Annotated in this window: 14 protein-coding genes, 1 pseudogene and 1 other annotated feature; of the genes and pseudogenes, 11 read left to right on the top strand and 4 right to left on the bottom strand. The window is 39.2% G+C overall.

Annotation, left to right across the window (positions count from 1 at the left end):
* Positions 1–14: 14 nt before the first annotated feature.
* The 3 genes from hemL (at position 15) to ysxE (ending at position 4,313) form a co-directional block, all read left to right on the top strand.
* A complete protein-coding gene (gene hemL, locus J7E66_RS13730) occupies positions 15–1,301 on the top strand; it encodes a glutamate-1-semialdehyde 2,1-aminomutase (protein ID WP_215000887.1) in 1,287 nt (428 codons plus the stop codon).
* A 567-nt stretch (positions 1,302–1,868) separates the two neighbouring features.
* Positions 1,869–3,140, top strand: a complete 1,272-nt coding sequence (spoVID, locus tag J7E66_RS13725; RefSeq protein WP_308162507.1) for a stage VI sporulation protein D — start codon at positions 1,869–1,871, stop codon at positions 3,138–3,140.
* Positions 3,141–3,266: 126 nt separating this feature from the next.
* Positions 3,267–4,313: a spore coat protein YsxE gene (gene ysxE, locus J7E66_RS13720; RefSeq protein WP_215000883.1), complete on the top strand. Its 1,047-nt coding sequence runs from the start codon at positions 3,267–3,269 to the stop codon at positions 4,311–4,313.
* A gap of 20 nt (positions 4,314–4,333) precedes the next feature.
* Here ysxE and J7E66_RS13715 read toward each other — a convergent pair whose 3' ends face one another.
* A complete protein-coding gene (locus J7E66_RS13715) occupies positions 4,334–4,525 on the bottom strand; it encodes a hypothetical protein (RefSeq protein ID WP_168245236.1) in 192 nt (63 codons plus the stop codon).
* A gap of 165 nt (positions 4,526–4,690) precedes the next feature.
* Positions 4,691–4,927, top strand: a binding site (T-box leader).
* Between the two features lie 51 nt (positions 4,928–4,978).
* On the opposite strand from J7E66_RS13715, the gene J7E66_RS13710 reads away from it, so the two are divergent.
* The 3 genes and pseudogenes from J7E66_RS13710 to J7E66_RS13700 all read left to right on the top strand — a co-directional run.
* The gene (locus J7E66_RS13710) at positions 4,979–7,621 is read left to right on the top strand and encodes a valine--tRNA ligase (RefSeq protein WP_215000880.1); all 2,643 of its coding nucleotides are present in this window, start codon (positions 4,979–4,981) and stop codon (positions 7,619–7,621) included.
* A 274-nt stretch (positions 7,622–7,895) separates the two neighbouring features.
* Positions 7,896–9,218: a bifunctional folylpolyglutamate synthase/dihydrofolate synthase gene (locus tag J7E66_RS13705; protein WP_215000878.1), complete on the top strand. Its 1,323-nt coding sequence runs from the start codon at positions 7,896–7,898 to the stop codon at positions 9,216–9,218.
* 33 nt (positions 9,219–9,251) lie between these two features.
* Positions 9,252–9,410: pseudogene (locus J7E66_RS13700) on the top strand (diguanylate cyclase domain-containing protein); the annotation flags it as partial.
* Positions 9,411–9,465: 55 nt separating this feature from the next.
* Here J7E66_RS13700 and J7E66_RS13695 read toward each other — a convergent pair.
* Genes J7E66_RS13695 through J7E66_RS13685 form a run of 3 tightly spaced genes read right to left on the bottom strand, consistent with a single transcriptional unit; the run spans position 9,466 to position 11,612 of the window.
* Entirely contained in the window at positions 9,466–10,680 is a 1,215-nt protein-coding gene (locus tag J7E66_RS13695; RefSeq protein ID WP_215000876.1) for a hypothetical protein, read from the bottom strand.
* The gene (locus tag J7E66_RS13690) at positions 10,677–11,144 is read right to left on the bottom strand and encodes a PulJ/GspJ family protein (protein WP_215000874.1); all 468 of its coding nucleotides are present in this window, start codon (positions 11,142–11,144) and stop codon (positions 10,677–10,679) included. Before J7E66_RS13690 ends, J7E66_RS13695 begins: the two co-directional genes overlap by 4 nt.
* Before the next feature lie 12 nt (positions 11,145–11,156).
* A complete protein-coding gene (locus tag J7E66_RS13685; protein ID WP_215000871.1) occupies positions 11,157–11,612 on the bottom strand; it encodes a type IV pilus modification PilV family protein in 456 nt (151 codons plus the stop codon).
* Between the two features lie 228 nt (positions 11,613–11,840).
* On the opposite strand from J7E66_RS13685, the gene J7E66_RS13680 reads away from it, so the two are divergent.
* From J7E66_RS13680 to J7E66_RS13660, 5 genes are all read left to right on the top strand, one after another.
* Positions 11,841–12,641 carry a hypothetical protein gene (locus tag J7E66_RS13680; protein WP_215000868.1) on the top strand — a complete coding sequence of 267 codons (801 nt, stop codon included), beginning with the start codon at positions 11,841–11,843 and terminating at the stop codon, positions 12,639–12,641.
* Between the two features lie 69 nt (positions 12,642–12,710).
* Positions 12,711–14,039: a G5 domain-containing protein gene (locus tag J7E66_RS13675; RefSeq protein ID WP_215000866.1), complete on the top strand. Its 1,329-nt coding sequence runs from the start codon at positions 12,711–12,713 to the stop codon at positions 14,037–14,039.
* 15 nt (positions 14,040–14,054) lie between these two features.
* The gene (locus J7E66_RS13670; RefSeq protein ID WP_215000862.1) at positions 14,055–15,716 is read left to right on the top strand and encodes a GspE/PulE family protein; all 1,662 of its coding nucleotides are present in this window, start codon (positions 14,055–14,057) and stop codon (positions 15,714–15,716) included.
* Positions 15,717–15,728: 12 nt separating this feature from the next.
* Positions 15,729–16,778, top strand: a complete 1,050-nt coding sequence (locus J7E66_RS13665; protein WP_215000860.1) for a type IV pilus twitching motility protein PilT — start codon at positions 15,729–15,731, stop codon at positions 16,776–16,778.
* Positions 16,771–17,988 (top strand): type II secretion system F family protein, encoded by a 1,218-nt coding sequence (locus J7E66_RS13660; RefSeq protein WP_215000857.1) that lies wholly within the window; start codon positions 16,771–16,773, stop codon positions 17,986–17,988. The genes J7E66_RS13665 and J7E66_RS13660 overlap by 8 nt, the downstream gene beginning before the upstream one ends.
* Positions 17,989–18,120 lie beyond the last annotated feature (132 nt).

Raw genomic sequence — 18,120 nt, 5'->3', positions numbered from 1 at the left:
AAAGAGGGAACAGAATGCGTTTTTATACGAAGTCGATTGAAGCATTTAAAGAAGCCCAAACCATCATGCCAGGCGGAGTGAATAGCCCAGTTCGTGCTTTTAAATCCGTGAATATGGACCCGATTTTTATGGAAAGAGGAAAGGGTTCTAAAATCTATGATATAGATGGCAATGAATACATTGACTATGTTCTTTCATGGGGGCCGCTCATCCTCGGCCATACGAACGACCGTGTGGTAGAAGGCTTAAAAAAGGTAGCTGAACTTGGGACAAGTTTCGGTGCACCTACTTTAATGGAAAATAAACTTGCTAATCTTGTCATTGAACGTGTACCATCGATCGAAGTCATTCGGATGGTATCTTCAGGAACAGAAGCAACGATGAGTGCGCTTCGTTTAGCCAGAGGCTATACGGGCCGGAATAAGATTTTGAAATTTGAAGGCTGTTACCATGGTCATGGGGACTCCCTTTTGATTAAGGCGGGCTCAGGCGTGGCAACACTTGGTTTGCCTGACAGCCCTGGTGTTCCAGAAGGTGTAGCGAAAAATACGATCACAGTTCCTTACAATGACCTTGAGAGCGTGAAGTTTGCTTTCGAACAATTTCGCGGCGATATCGCGTGTATTATCGTTGAACCCGTGGCCGGTAATATGGGACTAGTTCCACCACTGCCAGGATTCTTAGAAGGTCTACGTGAAATTACTTCCGATCACGGCGCATTGCTTATTTTTGATGAAGTAATGACTGGCTTCCGTGTAGGCTACAATTGTGCACAAGGCTATTTCAATATCACTCCGGATATTACATGTCTTGGAAAAGTAATCGGCGGCGGCCTTCCTGTTGGTGCTTATGGCGGTAAAGCGGAAATCATGAAGCAAATTGCTCCAAGCGGTCCGATTTATCAAGCAGGTACCCTGTCTGGTAACCCATTGGCAATGACAGCTGGCTATGAAACGTTAAGCCAATTAACACCAGCGCATTATGAAGAGTTTATCCGTAAGGGTGACTTACTGGAAAAAGGCTTTAAGGCTGCTGCTGAAAAATATAATATTCCAATAACATTTAACCGTGCAGGTTCGATGATTGGCTTCTTCTTTACCAATGAAGCTGTCATTAATTATGAGATAGCAAGATCATCCAATTTGGAATTCTTCGCTGCCTATTATCGCGAGATGGCTCTTCAAGGGATCTTCTTGCCGCCTTCACAATTTGAAGGTTTGTTCTTATCTACGGAGCATTCCGATGAGGATATTGAAAAGACAATCCGTGCAGCAGAGATTGCTTTTTCGAAGCTTAAATAAGATGGTTCCCGGCACTCACTTTTTTGGTGGGTGTTTTTTCGTGTGGTTAGAAACTTAATTAGTTGAGGCAGTTCGGGGACCGGCTTTTATAGCATTCGAGAGTAGCTCAAAAATGGGGTTTAAGCGGAAATCATCCGAGTTTTGGCGGAATATGGACTTCTGTCAATAAAAAAGACATTTTTGGAAGCGGTTGCTTTGCGTAATTAAATTCAATTGGATATTTTTTCTGATTTTTCGCCATGTTTTACCCGCCCTTTTTATAGTTGTATATGATTTAAACATGACGCCACTACCGGTGTCCACTTTTTATACTAGCTTCAGAATAAAGTCCAAGTTTGGCGGAATCATTCAGAAATTCAGCGGAATCCGAACGCAACTTGGCGGAATCCACCCAATCCATCCCCCCCCACCATCCGAAACCCAAACCCCAAACCTGCTCCCACCCCTAATAAAACTCCAATCCACCCCCCATTCCTAAATACTTTGATTCTTTTCCAGACGAAACTCTCTTTTTTATCATAAATAAAAGCCTTGGTTCATAGAGTGTAAGTGACATAGTGATTTTGAGTGAAGGAAACGAAAGGAGGAGTCGCTTTGTCTCAGGAGAATCAATCGTGCCTACGATTTTCTTTGGAGGAGTCATTGTGGTTTAGAAAAGGACAGGAAGTCGAAGAGCTTGTTTCCATTTCTCTAGACCCAGACATTACCATCCAAGAAAACGATCAGTACGTAACCATAAGAGGTTCGCTAGAACTCACAGGCGAATATAAAAGTTACGAACCTACCAATGAAAACGAAGATGAAAATGTAACATCGCAAAAGTTTGTAGAGAGGGTCGATGCACGAGAGGGAGGAAACTGTGAGTTTTCACATCGATTCCCTGTCGATATCACGATCCCCAATAATCGAATCCAAAGTATCTATGATATCGATGTCCTCGTCGAATCCTTTGATTATTCGATTCCTGAGCGCAGCTGCCTCAAGCTAGCAGCTGAACTGACCATTAGCGGCTTATACGGAATTGAGCAACAACAGAAGCAACAACAACAACAACCGCAGGAAGAAGTAGTTGAACTTGAGCTTATCCCTCGCTCTGAAATTGAGTTCTTTGAGGAAGATGACGAGGAAATTGAAGACGAACTTGAATCAGTTCATAGCAGTTACCAAGATAACTTCTTGTTTGAAGCTGAGGCAAGAAAACCACAAGAAGAAGACGAAAGTGTAGAAATTTTACCGAAGTTTCCGACCTTCAATTATCAACCACGGGAAGACGTTGAGGAAGAAGCTAACCAACCATCCTTGGATTTCGTAGAGGCAAGAAGTGAAGCCAGCAAACCATCCTTGGATTTCGTAGAGGCAAGGAGTGAAGCCAGCAAACCAGCCTGGGAATTCGAAGAAACAAGAAGTGAAGCCAGCAAACCTACATGGAACTTCCAAGAAGCAAGAAGTGAAGCTAGCCAGCCAGCTGAGGGCATCCAGCCAGAAGTGGTTGAAGTAGAGCCAGTGCCACCTCCAACTGTCCAGTTTGAGGAAGAAGTGAATCCAGCAGAGGAAAGCTCTTCCGCACATGAAGAAGCACCACCAAAGAATATTAAAAAGAAAAAAACACCAAAAAAGAAAAGCATGACATTAACTGAATTTTTTGCAAGGAAGGATGAAAGTTCTGCCCAGGCGAAAGTAAAAGTTTGTATCGTCCAAAAGGGTGATACCGTTAACAGCGTGGCAGATCGATACGATGTTTCTGTACAAAACCTCATGCGCATCAACAATCTTGAACTCAGCCAAGATATATTTGAAGGTCAAGTATTATATATTCCCGGCAGCCTTACAAAAAAATAATTATTAAAAGATGAGCGGGTTACTTTGACCTGCTCACCTTCTTTTCATACACAGTCAAAGTGCTCCAGTCCATACGCCGCTAAACGGGCGCTTACGCTTTTATATTTGAAAGTGAGTTGAGTACTCATGAGTAACCCGAATCAACTAAACGCATTTGCTACCATCTTAAGAAATTACCTTGTTGAGCCTCATTTTGTAGAGGATTTTGGCAGCGTTCAGAAGATTTATTCAAATAAAGGGACGTTTGCCTTAAAAAAAATCGACCCTGCGACCGGGACCGACTTCATTCGCCATGTTCATCTCCTCTACCAAAAAGGGTATAATCGCATCGTTCCCATCTACCCTACGATGGACGGCAGGTATGCGGTCTTACACGAGAACAATCTTTATTACTTAATGCCATGGATGTCGAATGAACACAAGGAAGACCGGCAGCAAAAAGATCATCAGCTTTTTCGTGAGCTCGCTCGTCTTCATACCCTTTCCGCCAAAGAAATTACCTTGAACAAAGAAGAGCGGACTGAGCACTATGAAAAGACGATTCAACAGCATGAAAAACAACAGGCATTTCTCGATGGCTTCATCGACGAATGTGAAAAAAAGACCTATATGTCGCCGTTTGAATTGTTATATTGCCTTTATTACAATGAAATCAGCCAGGCGCTCCGATTTTCGAAAACGAAATTTGAAGAATGGTATGAAAAAACGAAAGACGATGAAAAGGCCCGTATGGTTATTACACACGGAAAATTGTCACCCGAGCATTTCTTGTATGATGATAAAGGGTACGGTTATTTTATTAATTTTGAGAATGCTCACTATGGCTCACCGATTCACGATCTCCTTCCCTATTTATCACGTGCCTTAAATACCAACCCGAAGCGCAGCGACACAGCCATTGACTGGGTATACCATTACTTTAAATACTTTCCATTTAAAGCAGATGAAAAGCTATTATTCTACAGCTATTTAGCGCTTCCGATTCCAATCATTCAAGTGGCAGAAAGCTACTATCGAAAGTCGCGGCCAAAGAATGAATTAAAATATGTCCGTCAGCTGCAGCATCGCTACTGGCATTTGAAAAATTCCGAATATGTTGTCATGAGAATGACCGAAATGGATGCGCAGGCAGCCGCCGCAGCAGCAGCAAAAGAAGGAGCCCAGCCGCAGTAATCATCTGCAAAATGGGCTCCTTAAACGATTTCAAAATATAGTGACACGGCTATGGCAACAAAAACTGTTAATAATAAGATATCAAAAAACGTTGGAATGATGAGTGTTCGAATAAATTGGAAGATCACAAACGGAATAATTAACTGTGCGCAAACTCTTCGACAGGTTCTAAACCAGGGTTGGTATTTAAATTTATTGAAATTTCTTTTCATCGACAACCCCCCTTTACAAATCTGGCATATATTTTTCTTTATGTATATTCCACAAGTGCGGAGAACTCTCCAAAAAAACGGCATATAGTATAAAAAATAAAAAAAGTGGTTATCATTATTGACGTCAAACCCTTTTTTTCGGTAGTATAACTATATAATTTAATTATATAAGCAAAGACAGGGAAGAGTACGATACAAACCTGCTTCAAGAGAGGGAAATCACTAGCTGGAAGTTTTCCTAAGCAGAAAGTCGGAAGGTCGCCCACGAGCTTCTTCTGCGAAAGGATTTTTAAAATCCTATTAGTTGAAGACGGACTAAATCCGTTATCTACATAAGTGCCAATCCGTTTTTTGGATTGGAAAAAAGGTGGTACCGCGAAGCAAACTCCATTCGTCCTTTTATGACGAATGGGGTTTTTTATGTGGAAAAGGAATCAAAGGAGGAATTTTACAATGGAAACAAAGGAACTAACAATGCCTACCAAATACGACCCGCAAACGATTGAAAAAGGCCGTTATGAATGGTGGTTAAACGGTAAGTTTTTCGAAGCAAAAAACGATGAGGCCAAAGAGCCGTACACAGTTGTTATCCCTCCGCCAAACGTTACCGGGAAACTTCATTTAGGTCATGCCTGGGATACAACGCTTCAAGACATCGTTACCCGGATGAAGCGGATGCAAGGGTATGACGTTCTCTGGTTGCCAGGTATGGACCATGCGGGGATTGCTACCCAAGCAAAAGTAGAAGAAAAACTTCGTAATGAAGGTAAAAGCCGATACGATTTAGGAAGAGAGAAGTTCGTTGAGGAAACATGGAAGTGGAAGGAAGAGTATGCATCCCATATCCGCCAGCAGTGGTCGAAGCTGGGCTTAGGCTTAGATTACAGCCGCGAGCGTTTCACGCTGGATGCAGGCTTATCTGATGCCGTTAAAGAGGTGTTTGTTACCCTTTATAAAAAAGGTCTCATTTACCGCGGTGAATATATTATTAACTGGGATCCGTCCACTAAAACAGCTCTATCCGACATTGAAGTCATTTATAAAGATGTTCAAGGTGCTTTTTATCATATGAGTTATCCGCTTGCCGATGGTTCTGGCCAAATTGAAGTGGCTACGACCCGTCCAGAGACGATGCTGGGTGATACCGCGGTTGCCGTTCATCCAGAAGACGACCGCTACAAGCACCTGATTGGCAAAACTGTTATCCTCCCAATCGTTGGCCGTGAAATTCCAATCGTTGGTGATGACTATGTGGATATGGAATTCGGATCTGGTGCGGTAAAAATTACGCCAGCCCACGACCCGAACGATTTTGAAGTGGGTAATCGTCATAATCTAGAGCGAGTTCTCGTAATGAACGAAGACGGTTCGATGAATGATAGAGCTGGCAAGTATAAAGGACTCGACCGTTTTGAATGCCGTAAGCAAATCGTTAAGGACTTGCAGGAACAAGGTGTTCTTTTCAAAATTGAAGAGCATCCGCATTCCGTAGGGCACTCCGAACGAAGCGGTGCTGTTGTTGAACCGTATCTTTCCACCCAGTGGTTTGTTAAAATGCAGCCGCTCGCAGATGAAGCGATTGCCCTGCAAAACAAAGAAGAAAAAGTAAACTTTGTCCCGGATCGGTTTGAAAAAACCTACCTACGTTGGATGGAAAATATCCGCGACTGGTGTATTTCAAGACAGCTTTGGTGGGGTCACCGAATTCCAGCTTGGTACCACAAGCAAACAGGTGAAGTATACGTTGGTACAGAAGCACCGGCAGACGCTGAGAACTGGGAGCAGGATAAAGACGTACTTGATACATGGTTCAGCTCCGCGCTATGGCCTTTTTCAACCATGGGCTGGCCTGATACTGAAGCGAACGATTACAAGCGCTACTTCCCAACCGATGTTTTAGTAACAGGATATGATATTATCTTCTTCTGGGTATCCAGAATGATTTTCCAAAGCATCGAGTTTACGGGGGAAAGACCATTTAAAGATGTTCTCATCCACGGTCTCGTTCGTGACGAACAGGGACGCAAAATGAGTAAGTCACTTGGAAACGGTGTCGATCCAATGGATGTCATCGAAAAATACGGTGCCGATGCATTGCGTTACTTCCTGTCAACAGGAAGTTCACCAGGTCAAGATTTACGCTTCAGCTTTGAAAAAGTAGAGTCAACTTGGAACTTTGCCAATAAAATTTGGAATGCCTCCCGTTTCGCGTTAATGAATATGGACGGAATGACCTACGAAGAGATTGATTTTAGCGGGGAAAAATCGGTTGCAGACAAGTGGATTTTAACACGTTTAAATGAAACGATTGAACATGTGACAAGACTATCTGACCGTTATGAATTTGGTGAAGTGGGCCGTGCGCTTTACAACTTTATCTGGGATGACTTTTGTGATTGGTATATTGAAATGGCGAAATTGCCGCTATATGGTGAAGATGAAGCAGCGAAGAAAACAACTCGTTCGATTCTGGCACATGTATTAGATCAAACGATGCGTTTATTGCATCCATTCATGCCATTTATCACCGAGGAAATTTGGCAGAACCTTCCTCACCAAGGAGAATCGATTACGACAGCAGCTTGGCCTGAAGTAAATCCAGCTCATTCTGATGACCAAGCAGCACAAGAAATGAAACTGCTCGTCGAGATGATTCGCGCGGTTCGGAATATCCGTGCTGAAGTAAACACACCAATGAGTAAGAAAATCAAAATGCTTGTCAAAGCGAAGGATGAAACGGTTCTCAAAGCAATTGAGAATAACCGAGGCTATATTGAACGCTTCTGTAATCCAGAAGAATTACAAATGGGCGTTGACCTTGAAACGCCTGAAAAAGCAATGACTGCCGTGATTACTGGTTTAGAAATCATCCTGCCGCTTGAAGGCTTGATTAACATTGATGAAGAAATTGCACGTCTCGAAAAAGAATTTGAACGCTTAAATAAAGAAGTCGACAGAGTTCAGAAGAAACTAAGCAATGAAGGCTTCATGAAAAAGGCACCTGAAAGTGTTGTAGCCGAAGAGCGTGCCAAGGAAGATGATTATCGCGAAAAGAGAGCGATTGTTGAAGCACGAATTAAAGAATTAAGAGGGTAATAATTAGTTTGGCGAGGCGAATTCTCTGAGGATTCGTCTCGCCTTATTACTAAGACATTGAAAAAACAAACAAAATCAACATGTTTGATACAAATATGCCAGAGATTACAATTTATCAGCGGTTTTCAGGAATATATCAGCGGAAACGTCTAATATATCAGCGAAAATTGGATTTTATCAGCGAAAATTCCACTTTTATCAGCGAATCAAAAAATAGATTGCACTTTAGAAGTAAATATTAATCAAACATTAAAATATAGATGGGGTGTCACGAATGTTTGCTACATATAAAGAAGCCCTAGAATGGATTCATGCGCGGTTAAGGCTGGGAATCAAGCCAGGGTTAAAACGGATGGAATGGATGATGGACAAGCTTGGTAATCCAGAAACGAAAATGAAGACGGTTCATATTGGCGGTACAAATGGCAAAGGCTCCACCGTTACTTTTCTCCGTTCGATTCTTGAAGCAGGAGGGTATTCAGTGGGTACCTTTACCTCGCCCTATATTGAACAGTTTAATGAACGGATTAGTGTGAATGGGAAAGCCATATCAGATGCGGAGCTTCTCCAACTAGCAAATATCATCCGCCCATTGGCCGACGAATTAGAAGAAACAGAGCTTGGCGGGCCGACTGAGTTTGAAGTCATCACCGCGATGGCGTTCCATTATTTCGCAACTATGAACAAGGTTGACGTTGTCATTTTTGAAGTCGGTCTAGGCGGTCGATTTGATTCAACAAATATCATCCAGCCATTAGCCTCGATCATTACCAATATCGGTCTTGATCACACAAACATCCTCGGAAACACCTATGAGGAAATTGCTTTTGAAAAAGCAGGGATAATTAAAGACAACACCGCCATTTTTACAGCTGTCAAGCATCCAGGGGCGATCAAGGTAATTGAGGACCAAGCAGAAAAGAAAAAAGCACCTCTTTACCGCTTAAATCAGGAATTTTCGATTAGTGCTCATAAATCCCTTTCTAATGGTGAAGTGTTTGATGTCATCACTCAACTTCAAAGCATCGCCCAATTAGAAATCAGGATGATCGGTCAGCATCAAACAGAAAATGCCGCACTTGCTGTCATGGCCGCCCAATTTTTAAATCAAAAAGGTTCATTCCTGATTACAGAGAAATCTATTCGTACGGGCTTAAAAAAGGCGTACTGGCCAGGGAGATTTGAAATCGTTTCTGAAAGTCCACTTGTGATTATTGATGGGGCCCATAATGAAGAGGGAATAACTGCTCTTACCCATGAATTAAGTACTAGATATCAAGATCGCAGTATTCAGATCGTGTTTGCCGCGCTATCGGATAAAAAGCTTGATCAAATGATTGCCAAGCTGGACCAAATGGCTTCCCAAATTGCCTTTGTCAGCTTTGATTTTCCACGTGCAGCAAAAGCGGAAGAATTACTCAAAATTAGCCAATCACCCAACAAATTGGCAGTCGATGACTGGGGTCCTTTTCTTATAGAGGAGATCCAAAATATTGATAACAACAGCATGTTAGTCATAACGGGTTCCCTTTACTTTATTTCAGAGGTAAAACCATTTTTGACTAACTGTTTGAAAAATAAGATAATTTCTTTATGACAAGTTTATTTTTATCACGGTAATATAGATAATACCCAACAAAAGGTAATGATTACTGCATCGATTGGGGTTGCAACAGCACCAGAGGATGCGGAAGATGCCTTGGCGTTGATTCGACATGCGGATCGAGCGCTTTATGTTGGAGCAAAAAGGGCTGGCAGGAATCGGGTGGCGGAGTATTCTTCTTGTTAAAAAAAGGTGTGGTCGAGTTGTTTATTTCAACTACGGTCACACCTTATATTTGGGTTTAATTATATTCAACTGAATTTATTATTGTATTAACATTGTCACCCCATTTAATTTTGAATTCTGGCGGTATTAGTGATCCACACTCTCTAGTAAATGTGTCTATATCAACTGTATAATTAGTTTTTAACGTACCGTCTTCCCACACTTTTCCTAATACATATAACTTACTTGGCGGATTACTTGACGATGCAACATCAATCTTTTTAGCTGATAAATTTCCATTTACACACATCTTTGAGGAAGAGAAAATATTTAAGTTATTATCAATGGTTGCGATCTTATAATTAATATCAGTTGTCGGAGCATCTGTACCTCCAACATACACAAAAGAATTATTCGCTAGCTCCAAGTTTTGGTCAACATCCAATGTTTTATTTACTAGTATTTTTGATGTTCCACTTATTTTTACATTTTGCATGAATTTAGCATCACCTTTTGTTTCGATAATAACATTGGCAGCGCTATTCATGTTTTTGTTATTAGTAAATGCACCATCAGAATGGATTTTAACATTCGTTATATTATTTTCGTTACCATTTCCATCAAAAGTTAGTGTACCTGTAGTGAAAATTGTTTGGTTATCGTTTATATTATTATTACCTGAAAAATCTCCATTACCATTTATATATACCTCATTACATGCTAACGTGGTACATCCTGATGTGAGTTTAACCGTCTCGAATGTTGGCAACGCGTAATTGTTATTGGTATCCAGTGTTGCTAGATTAATGATAGAAGCAAAGTCGATGGTCATTTTTGTAATAAGGGTGGATTCTTTACCGTTATCGCTGCCTACAACATTGAAACTAATAATTACTTTACTCGAGCTCTGAACAGGGTCTGCAGTTACAACATAATTGCTCATACGATATGGTGCATTTGTAGGAGTGGCAATGGGTGTTCCTTGAAGTACTTCTGCCATTTTTTTAGCAGCTTCCTTTTTAAAGTCCTGAATTAGCGCTGGTCGATCCCTGATGTAATCACTTACCAATTGCTGTTTAGATTCAAAAATTTTTTGAACCTCAACCTGGTAATACGAAATCCCCGCTTCAGCTGCGGCAACAGAACGAGATTTCTTCTCTACAACCTGATTTTGTTTCACACTGCTAAAAGCTTGCCCCATGAAGGAGAGGAAAACAACCATAAAAACGGTTATGATTAATAATACCGTTACAAGAGCATATCCTCGTTCATTCTTCATTAAATTCTTCATTGATAATCAGCACCCTTCATTCGATAAAGAAAAGTATCTTGAGTTATGCTGTTTTGTGGATTGTTCTTATCACTTGCACTAATTTTTAAAGACACATCATTTGCGGTTTTATTTGGTTCTACTGTTTTTGGTCCCTGACCTAGCACTGCATTAATTTCAAGTATTTTAAAGCATATATTTGAATGATTAAATATTTGAGTTTGTTGAGGAGTAGAATTTAGATTTGTAACTTTGATTTCACAATTTTCACTTTTAAATTCGTACTTAATCATCGTTTGGTGAATCTTATTTAAGTTGGTGATTAAGAGATTGGTTTCTTGAATCATTGAGTTTTTTGAGATTGCTTTTTGCGAAAAGTTATAGCCTTGAAAAAAAACACTCCAAGCAATAATACCTATAAAGGAAAGAATTGATAGAGTAACAAGTACTTCAATTAGTGTTAAACCATTTTCTGTTCTCTTCATATATCTCATTTCCTATCTTTTAACATATCCGAATGTTTCACTAACGACATGTCTATTCTTTTTATCTAACAGTTGAACAACAATCGAATTGATACTTGATAATCTTGAACTTGTTTCAGGAAACCTATTAATTTTAATATTAACGTCATAATTATCTTTAGTTGTTTCAAAATAGTAATAGGTTGGATCATAGGAGAACCTTGTATGCGCTACTTTCGGATCGGTTGATGTAAAGCCTATAACTTGGTCGGTTTTAACCAGAAACCATTTTACATCACTCGATTCTTGCCAATTAACAAGAACTTCTTTAGCAATATTAATGGCTTTCGCTTTATCTTGATTTTGATTATTCATTAGGCCCATTTGTGGGAAAAAACTCATAAAAGATAAAAAGATTATTGAGAGAAGAACAATGGATACAAGAACCTCTATAAGTGTAACGCCTTTATCATTTTGAATAAATTTCATTTCGATCAGTTCCTTAATGATAGCAAATTTGTACAAAAAGAATTAAAAATATTTAGTAATTTCTACCCATAAATATTTTTCATCTTCTATTAAATGACTTAAAAGTATTATACAATATTTAGTAGGCGAATTTTGTCTGATTTTTATGGAAATCATTAAAAAACTTACTTTCTTGATGAAAAATGTAGTTTAATAGTATAAATAGACTATATAAAGAGGAGTGCATAAATGCAAATGATTTTATGGGCCATTAGTTCTATGATTGTTTTGATGTTAATAATATCCTTTTTACCTTTAGGTTACTCCTTTAAGGGGAAGTTCCTTTTAGTCTTAACTAGTTTTATCTTGTCTCTTGGTGGACTTGCAGCTATTTCGATTTTACCGTTGTGGGAGATAGCATTAATGCTTTTTGCTCTCATATTTTTTGCAGCTTACTTTATGAATAAACGTATCGGGACATTAATTTTCAATGAAAATTCTGTCGTTGGTGAAGCTTTTGATGAGGAATTTGAGAGTTACAAACCCGTTTACGAAATAGAAAGTCTAAAAGATGTTAATTTGGTGAATATTGACGAAGAGTTAGCGTTACCTATTTCATCAAATATTAATATAGAAAAAAATGCAGTGAGCGAATTAATTCCTTCTTCAGTAATGTCTGGTATTGAAGAAAAAACAGCTAATGAATCGGAAACAATCGGTGAGGATCTTTCATTTTTCTTAGAAAGAAATACAGAAGTAGAAGAATACGAGCAAAATAAAGATAAAAACAAGGAAAACGACTATGTATTAGATATTGAGAGTTTACTAGAGATTGAAGAAAAAATGGTGCAAGAGGAATTGCTTGAAGAAATTCATGAACTTTCGCCTATCAAGGTAGAAAAGAAATTCCCTGTCCAACTTGATGAGGTAGAAGAGCCTATAGATGACTCTCTTTTCGATTTTCTTCTCGCGCAAAAAGAAGTAGCTTCAGAACGAGATGATATCCTAGATGAAATTGTACCGAAGGAAAAGGTTAGTTTACAAAAGTAACTAATAATAATTATTATATATAATAGATTTCATGTTGAAGTATAATGTGTGCGTTGGGAGGCAGATATTTTGGGCAAGAATCAGCAAATGATCAAATTGTTTGTTGTTTTACTTTTTTGTACGGCATTTATATTTAGTTTCTCCCATTATGGCGCTAAAGCATTTGAGAAAATAATAAATGCAGACGGGAAATTCTCTGATGGTACTACGATCGGTGCATTAGATGTTTCAGGTAAGACTGAAGATGAAGCAAAAAGTCTGTTAGAGGAAAAGTACGTCTCTTGGCTTAAAGATACATCCATTGAACTGCAGTATGGGGAAAAAACAGTTCCCTTTGATTTAAACCAATTCCATCTTGATTCCGAGAAAACAGTCCATTCAATCAAGGATGGAGAAAAAAATTCTGCTTTTATTACAATAGATAAATTACAAGTGGAAGAACAACTAGAGATTTTATTTCCTCAATTAAAAACAAGTGATTTTGACTTAGAAAAGCTTATGACTAACTTAAATTCAACAGCTGGACTATTCGAATCCGGTTCTCAGATCTTAGACCTTCATCATGACTTCTTACTTGCAGGTCATATCAATAAGGATGCTGTCTTAAATACAGCTGTAATCACCATGAATGAAGTTCCGTTTGCTTTGCAAACTGTAATTAATAAAAACCCTAAAATTGAAATTTTAGAAGGATCGACTTTTTCACTTTTAGATTTTGCTGGAAAACAAAAAATTGAAGATCCAGATTCACTAAATGTGATGGCATCTGGAATTTACCAAGCGATCTTACCTTCAAATTTTAAAATTGTGGAAAGAAACATTGGCAGCTCCTTACCAAATTATTCGAGTTTGGGATTCGAAGCTAAAGTTAATTTAACTAAAAAGGCCGATTTAGTGATAGCAAATCCAAATAAGGCGAAGTATATTCTTAAACTTACTCTAGTAAACAAACAATTGAAGGTTACTTTGACCGGAGAAAAGTTAATTTATAAATATCAAATAACCACAAAAGACGAACAAAAGTTAGTACCTAAAACAATCATTCAATATAGTCCTTTGCTTCTACCTGGAAAAACAAAGGTACAAACAAAAGGTGAACAGGGTCAAATTATTAAGGTTTATCGGGAAGTCTATCAAGGAGGTCAATCCCTAAAGACCGAGTTAGTATCTGAGGATTATTATCCCCCAACCTATCGGATTGAAATTCATGGTCTTGCTGGAAGCGTACAAACAACTACCCAAACTACTGATACATCTGGTAATCAGGTTGATAACAGTAACCAGATTGTCGATACAACCAGTCCTGATGCAAATCAAACGACGACAACTTCAGATAGTACCCAGCAGGAATCTACAGATAATGACCTCTGGGGAAAACCAAATGAACAACCAAAATAAAAGCAGGGATGTAAAATGAGGCAAGCACGAAAAAAACTTGGTGATTTGTTAATTGAAGAAGGACTGATTACTCCTGAGCAACTCCAGACCACTTTAGACGAAAAAGATGCTGCTCAAAAACTTGGAGATGCTCTTTTACAAAGAGGATATTTAACAGAACAGCAATTAGTTGAAGTCCTTGAGTATCAACTTGGAATTCCACATGTCGGCCTGTTTCACTATCCATTTGATACCAATCTTTTTTCACTTATCACAAAAGAAACAGCAAAAAGGAATCTAATCATTCCGTTAAAAAGGGATGGAAATAAACTTTTTGTAGCGATGGCAAATCCAATGGATTTTATCGTGATTGACGATTTACGTTTGTCGACAGGTTTTCATATTGAGCCCGCCATTGCTACGAAGGATGATATTCTCCGTACCATTAATAAATATTATGATGTTGATGATGGACTCGATGAATTACTAGACGAACTTCCACTTAATGATCGGGACAGAAATGAGGATGTAACCGATCAAAATTCACCGATTGTTCGTTTGGTTAATCAAATTTTGATCAATGCTGTCATTCAGAGAGCTAGTGATATTCATATCGATCCACAAGAGACAAAGGTTGTTGTCCGTTACCGAGTGGATGGTGTCTTACGGAATGAACGAATCCTTCCACGTAACATGCAAAGCGTATTAACCGCTAGAATTAAAATCATGTCTAATCTTGATATCACTGAGCATAGGGTACCTCAGGATGGACGAATAAAGCTGAATCTCGACTTTCATCCAGTTGATCTCCGTGTTTCAACGCTACCAACTGTTTACGGTGAGAAGATCGTTATGCGTCTCTTAGACATGGGATCGACTTTAAATGATTTAAGCAAACTTGGTTTCAATTCCTTAAATATGAAGAGATTCTCTGAGATGATTGAAAAGCCAACAGGTATTGTCCTCATTACGGGTCCAACAGGGTCAGGAAAATCTTCGACCTTATATGCAGCGCTAAATAGGCTTAACAGTGAAGCAGTTAACATAATTACGGTTGAGGATCCAGTTGAATATCAATTGGAAGGGATCAATCAAATTCAGGTAAACCCGAATGTTGGCATGACCTTTGCAGCCGGACTTAGATCGATTCTTCGTCAAGACCCGAACATTATCATGGTTGGAGAAATCCGTGATAAAGAAACAGCGGAGGTCGCGATACGTGCTTCGTTAACGGGTCACTTAGTTTTAAGTACCCTTCATACAAATGATTCAATCGGGACAGTTACCCGGCTGATTGATATGGGGGTAGAACCATTTTTACTAGCTTCATCTTTAAGCGGTATTGTTGCTCAGCGCCTTGTCCGAAAAGTATGTCGAGATTGTGCGGAGACTCAAGAACCATCAAAGCGTGAGATTGAGATTTTTGCCAAGCGTGGGATGAAGATTGACAAAATCACACGAGGAAAAGGGTGTTCATTCTGCAGTATGACAGGCTATAAGGGCAGGCTTGCTCTTCATGAAGTGTTGGTCATAAATGACGAGATGAGCCGAGCAATGATGAACGGCGAATCGTTTCAAAAGATGAAGGAATTGGCTAATAAAAATAAAACCATCTTTTTACTTGATGATGGCTTACTAAAAGTAAAACAAGGTTTAACTACAACCGAGGAAGTATTAAAAGTAGCAATTCTGGAGTAGGAGAGCATTAAAATGAAAGAAAAAATTGACGCAATATTACGAGCTTCAATTGAATATAAAGCATCTGATGTTCATTTAACCGTCGGTGTTCCTCCTGTCATGCGGATCAATGGTGACTTAAGAAGGTATGGAACCGAGAAATTATTCCCTGTTGATACAGAAGGTATGGCAAAAGCAATTATTCCAGAGCATATGTGGGATTTATTTATTGAAAAAGGTGAACTTGATTTCTCCTATGGTGTACCAGGCAGTTCTCGTTTCCGTGTCAACGCCTACCATCAGCGGAAAAGCGTGTCAATTGCGCTAAGGGTAGTTGCTTCAAAGGTTCCATCCATTGAGGAATTAAACTTGCCAGATATTGTTTCAAAATTGGTCGAAAAACCCCAAGGCCTTATACTTGTTACAGGACCAACTGGAAGCGGGAAATCAACCACCTTAGCTTCGATGATTGATTACATGAACAGAACGATGAGGAAACATATTATTACCTTAGAAGATCCTATTGAATATCTTCATCGACATGGAAATTCAATTATTGATCAGCGTGAAGTCGGCTTTGACACAAATAACTACGCAAGTGGTTTAAAGGCTGCCCTTCGTCAAGACCCTGATGTCATTCTTGTAGGGGAAATGCGGGACTTAGAAACCATGTCGATCGCAATTACAGCAGCAGAAACGGGGCACCTTGTCCTAGGAACACTTCATACGTCTAGTGCACCAGCAACAATAAATCGGATTATCGATGTGTTCCCGTCAGAACAACAGTCTCAAATCCGAATTCAATTAGCGTCTGTCTTAGTAGGGGTAATTTCGCAACGGTTATTCCCTACTATTGATAAAAAGGGTAGAAAAGCTGCCACTGAAATATTGGTCAACAATGCTGCAATTGCCAACCTGATTAGAAATGAAAAGGTACACCAAATTCAAAGTACGATGCAAACCTCCCGAGCCCAAGGGATGCATACACTTGAAATGAGTATTAAGGACCTTCTTGAGCGTAACCTAATTCAAAAAGAAGCGGCATCACAGTACTTACATGAAAAGATGTTGATGAATGGCTAGATTTAAATACGCTGGACGTGATCGAAAAGGAAAACGGCAGGGCACCGTGAACGCAGCTTCCAAGCGAGAAGCGATGGAAAAGCTGAAAGAAGAGGGAATTAGGGTAATTGAAATGACCCAAGTGCCAGAGACTCTAATGACAAAGGATCTAACAATTGGAACTCCAGTGAAACTTCAGGATTTTGTTATTTACTTAAGACAATTTTCGACTTTAATTAAGGCTGGCGTAACTGTTGTCGATGCAACAGCCATCTTAGCTTTGCAGACCGAGAGCAAAGCCTTAAAGAAAGCTTTACTAGATGCGGAACAGGAGATGCGGGAAGGTAATCCTCTTTCAGAAGCTGTGGCTAAACACAAGAAAATTTTTAATCAAATGTTTATCAATCTGGTTAAAGCTGGGGAAATCAGTGGGAATTTAGATGAGACACTTGATCGTTTGGCTGAGCATTTTGAAAAACAACACTACACACGGCAAAAGATCGTTTCCGCTCTTTCCTATCCGATAGCAGTTGGAATTATCGCTATCATTGTAGTTATTTTCTTACTTGTTGCCGTTGTACCAACATTTGTTTCGATGTTTGACGATATGGGCGGGGAACTGCCTGCAATTACAAAATTTGTGCTTTCAGCAAGTGACTTTATGCAGTCGTTTTGGTGGATTGTTGTACTGATGATTTTTGCCATTTTCTTTTTACTTACTTATCTTAAAAAAAATAACCAAACGAAATATTATTTTGATTACTTTTTGTTGAAGATGCCGATATTCGGTAATTTACTACAAAAAGCAGCGCTTGCTCGGATGGTGAGAACACTTAGCTCTTTGTTCTCGAGTTCTGTACCAATTCTACAAGCAATGTCGATTGTAGAAAAAGTAGTCGAAAATGAAGTTCTAGCAAAGGTCATTCGAGAGTCACGGGATTCACTAGAGAAAGGCCGTTCGATGACTAATCCTATGCAAAGACACTGGGCATTTCCGCCTTTAGTTACTCAAATGATTGCGATTGGTGAGGAAACGGGAGCACTTGACGCGATGCTATCAAAAATCGCTGAATTCTATGAAAAAGAAGTAGAAAATGGAACAGATAGGTTAAAATCGTTAATAGAGCCTATAATGATAGTCTTTTTGGCAGGTTTAGTTGGGACTATAGTCACATCTATTATGGTTCCAATGTTTAGCATGTTCGACCAATTTCAACAGATGAATCAATAGTATGACAAGAAAACAAAAATATTGAGGATATTGGACAAAATACCAAAAAATTCTTTTCTTTCCTTTGTCAATTAATGTATACTACAAGAGACAATATTACTAGGTTCATAGAACCATATAGGGAGATGAAAT

The sequence above is a fragment of the Bacillus sp. ISL-7 genome, assembly GCF_018613065.1.
Note: the sequence above shows the minus strand (reverse complement) of the source record. Positions and strands in the feature narration are given on the sequence as shown.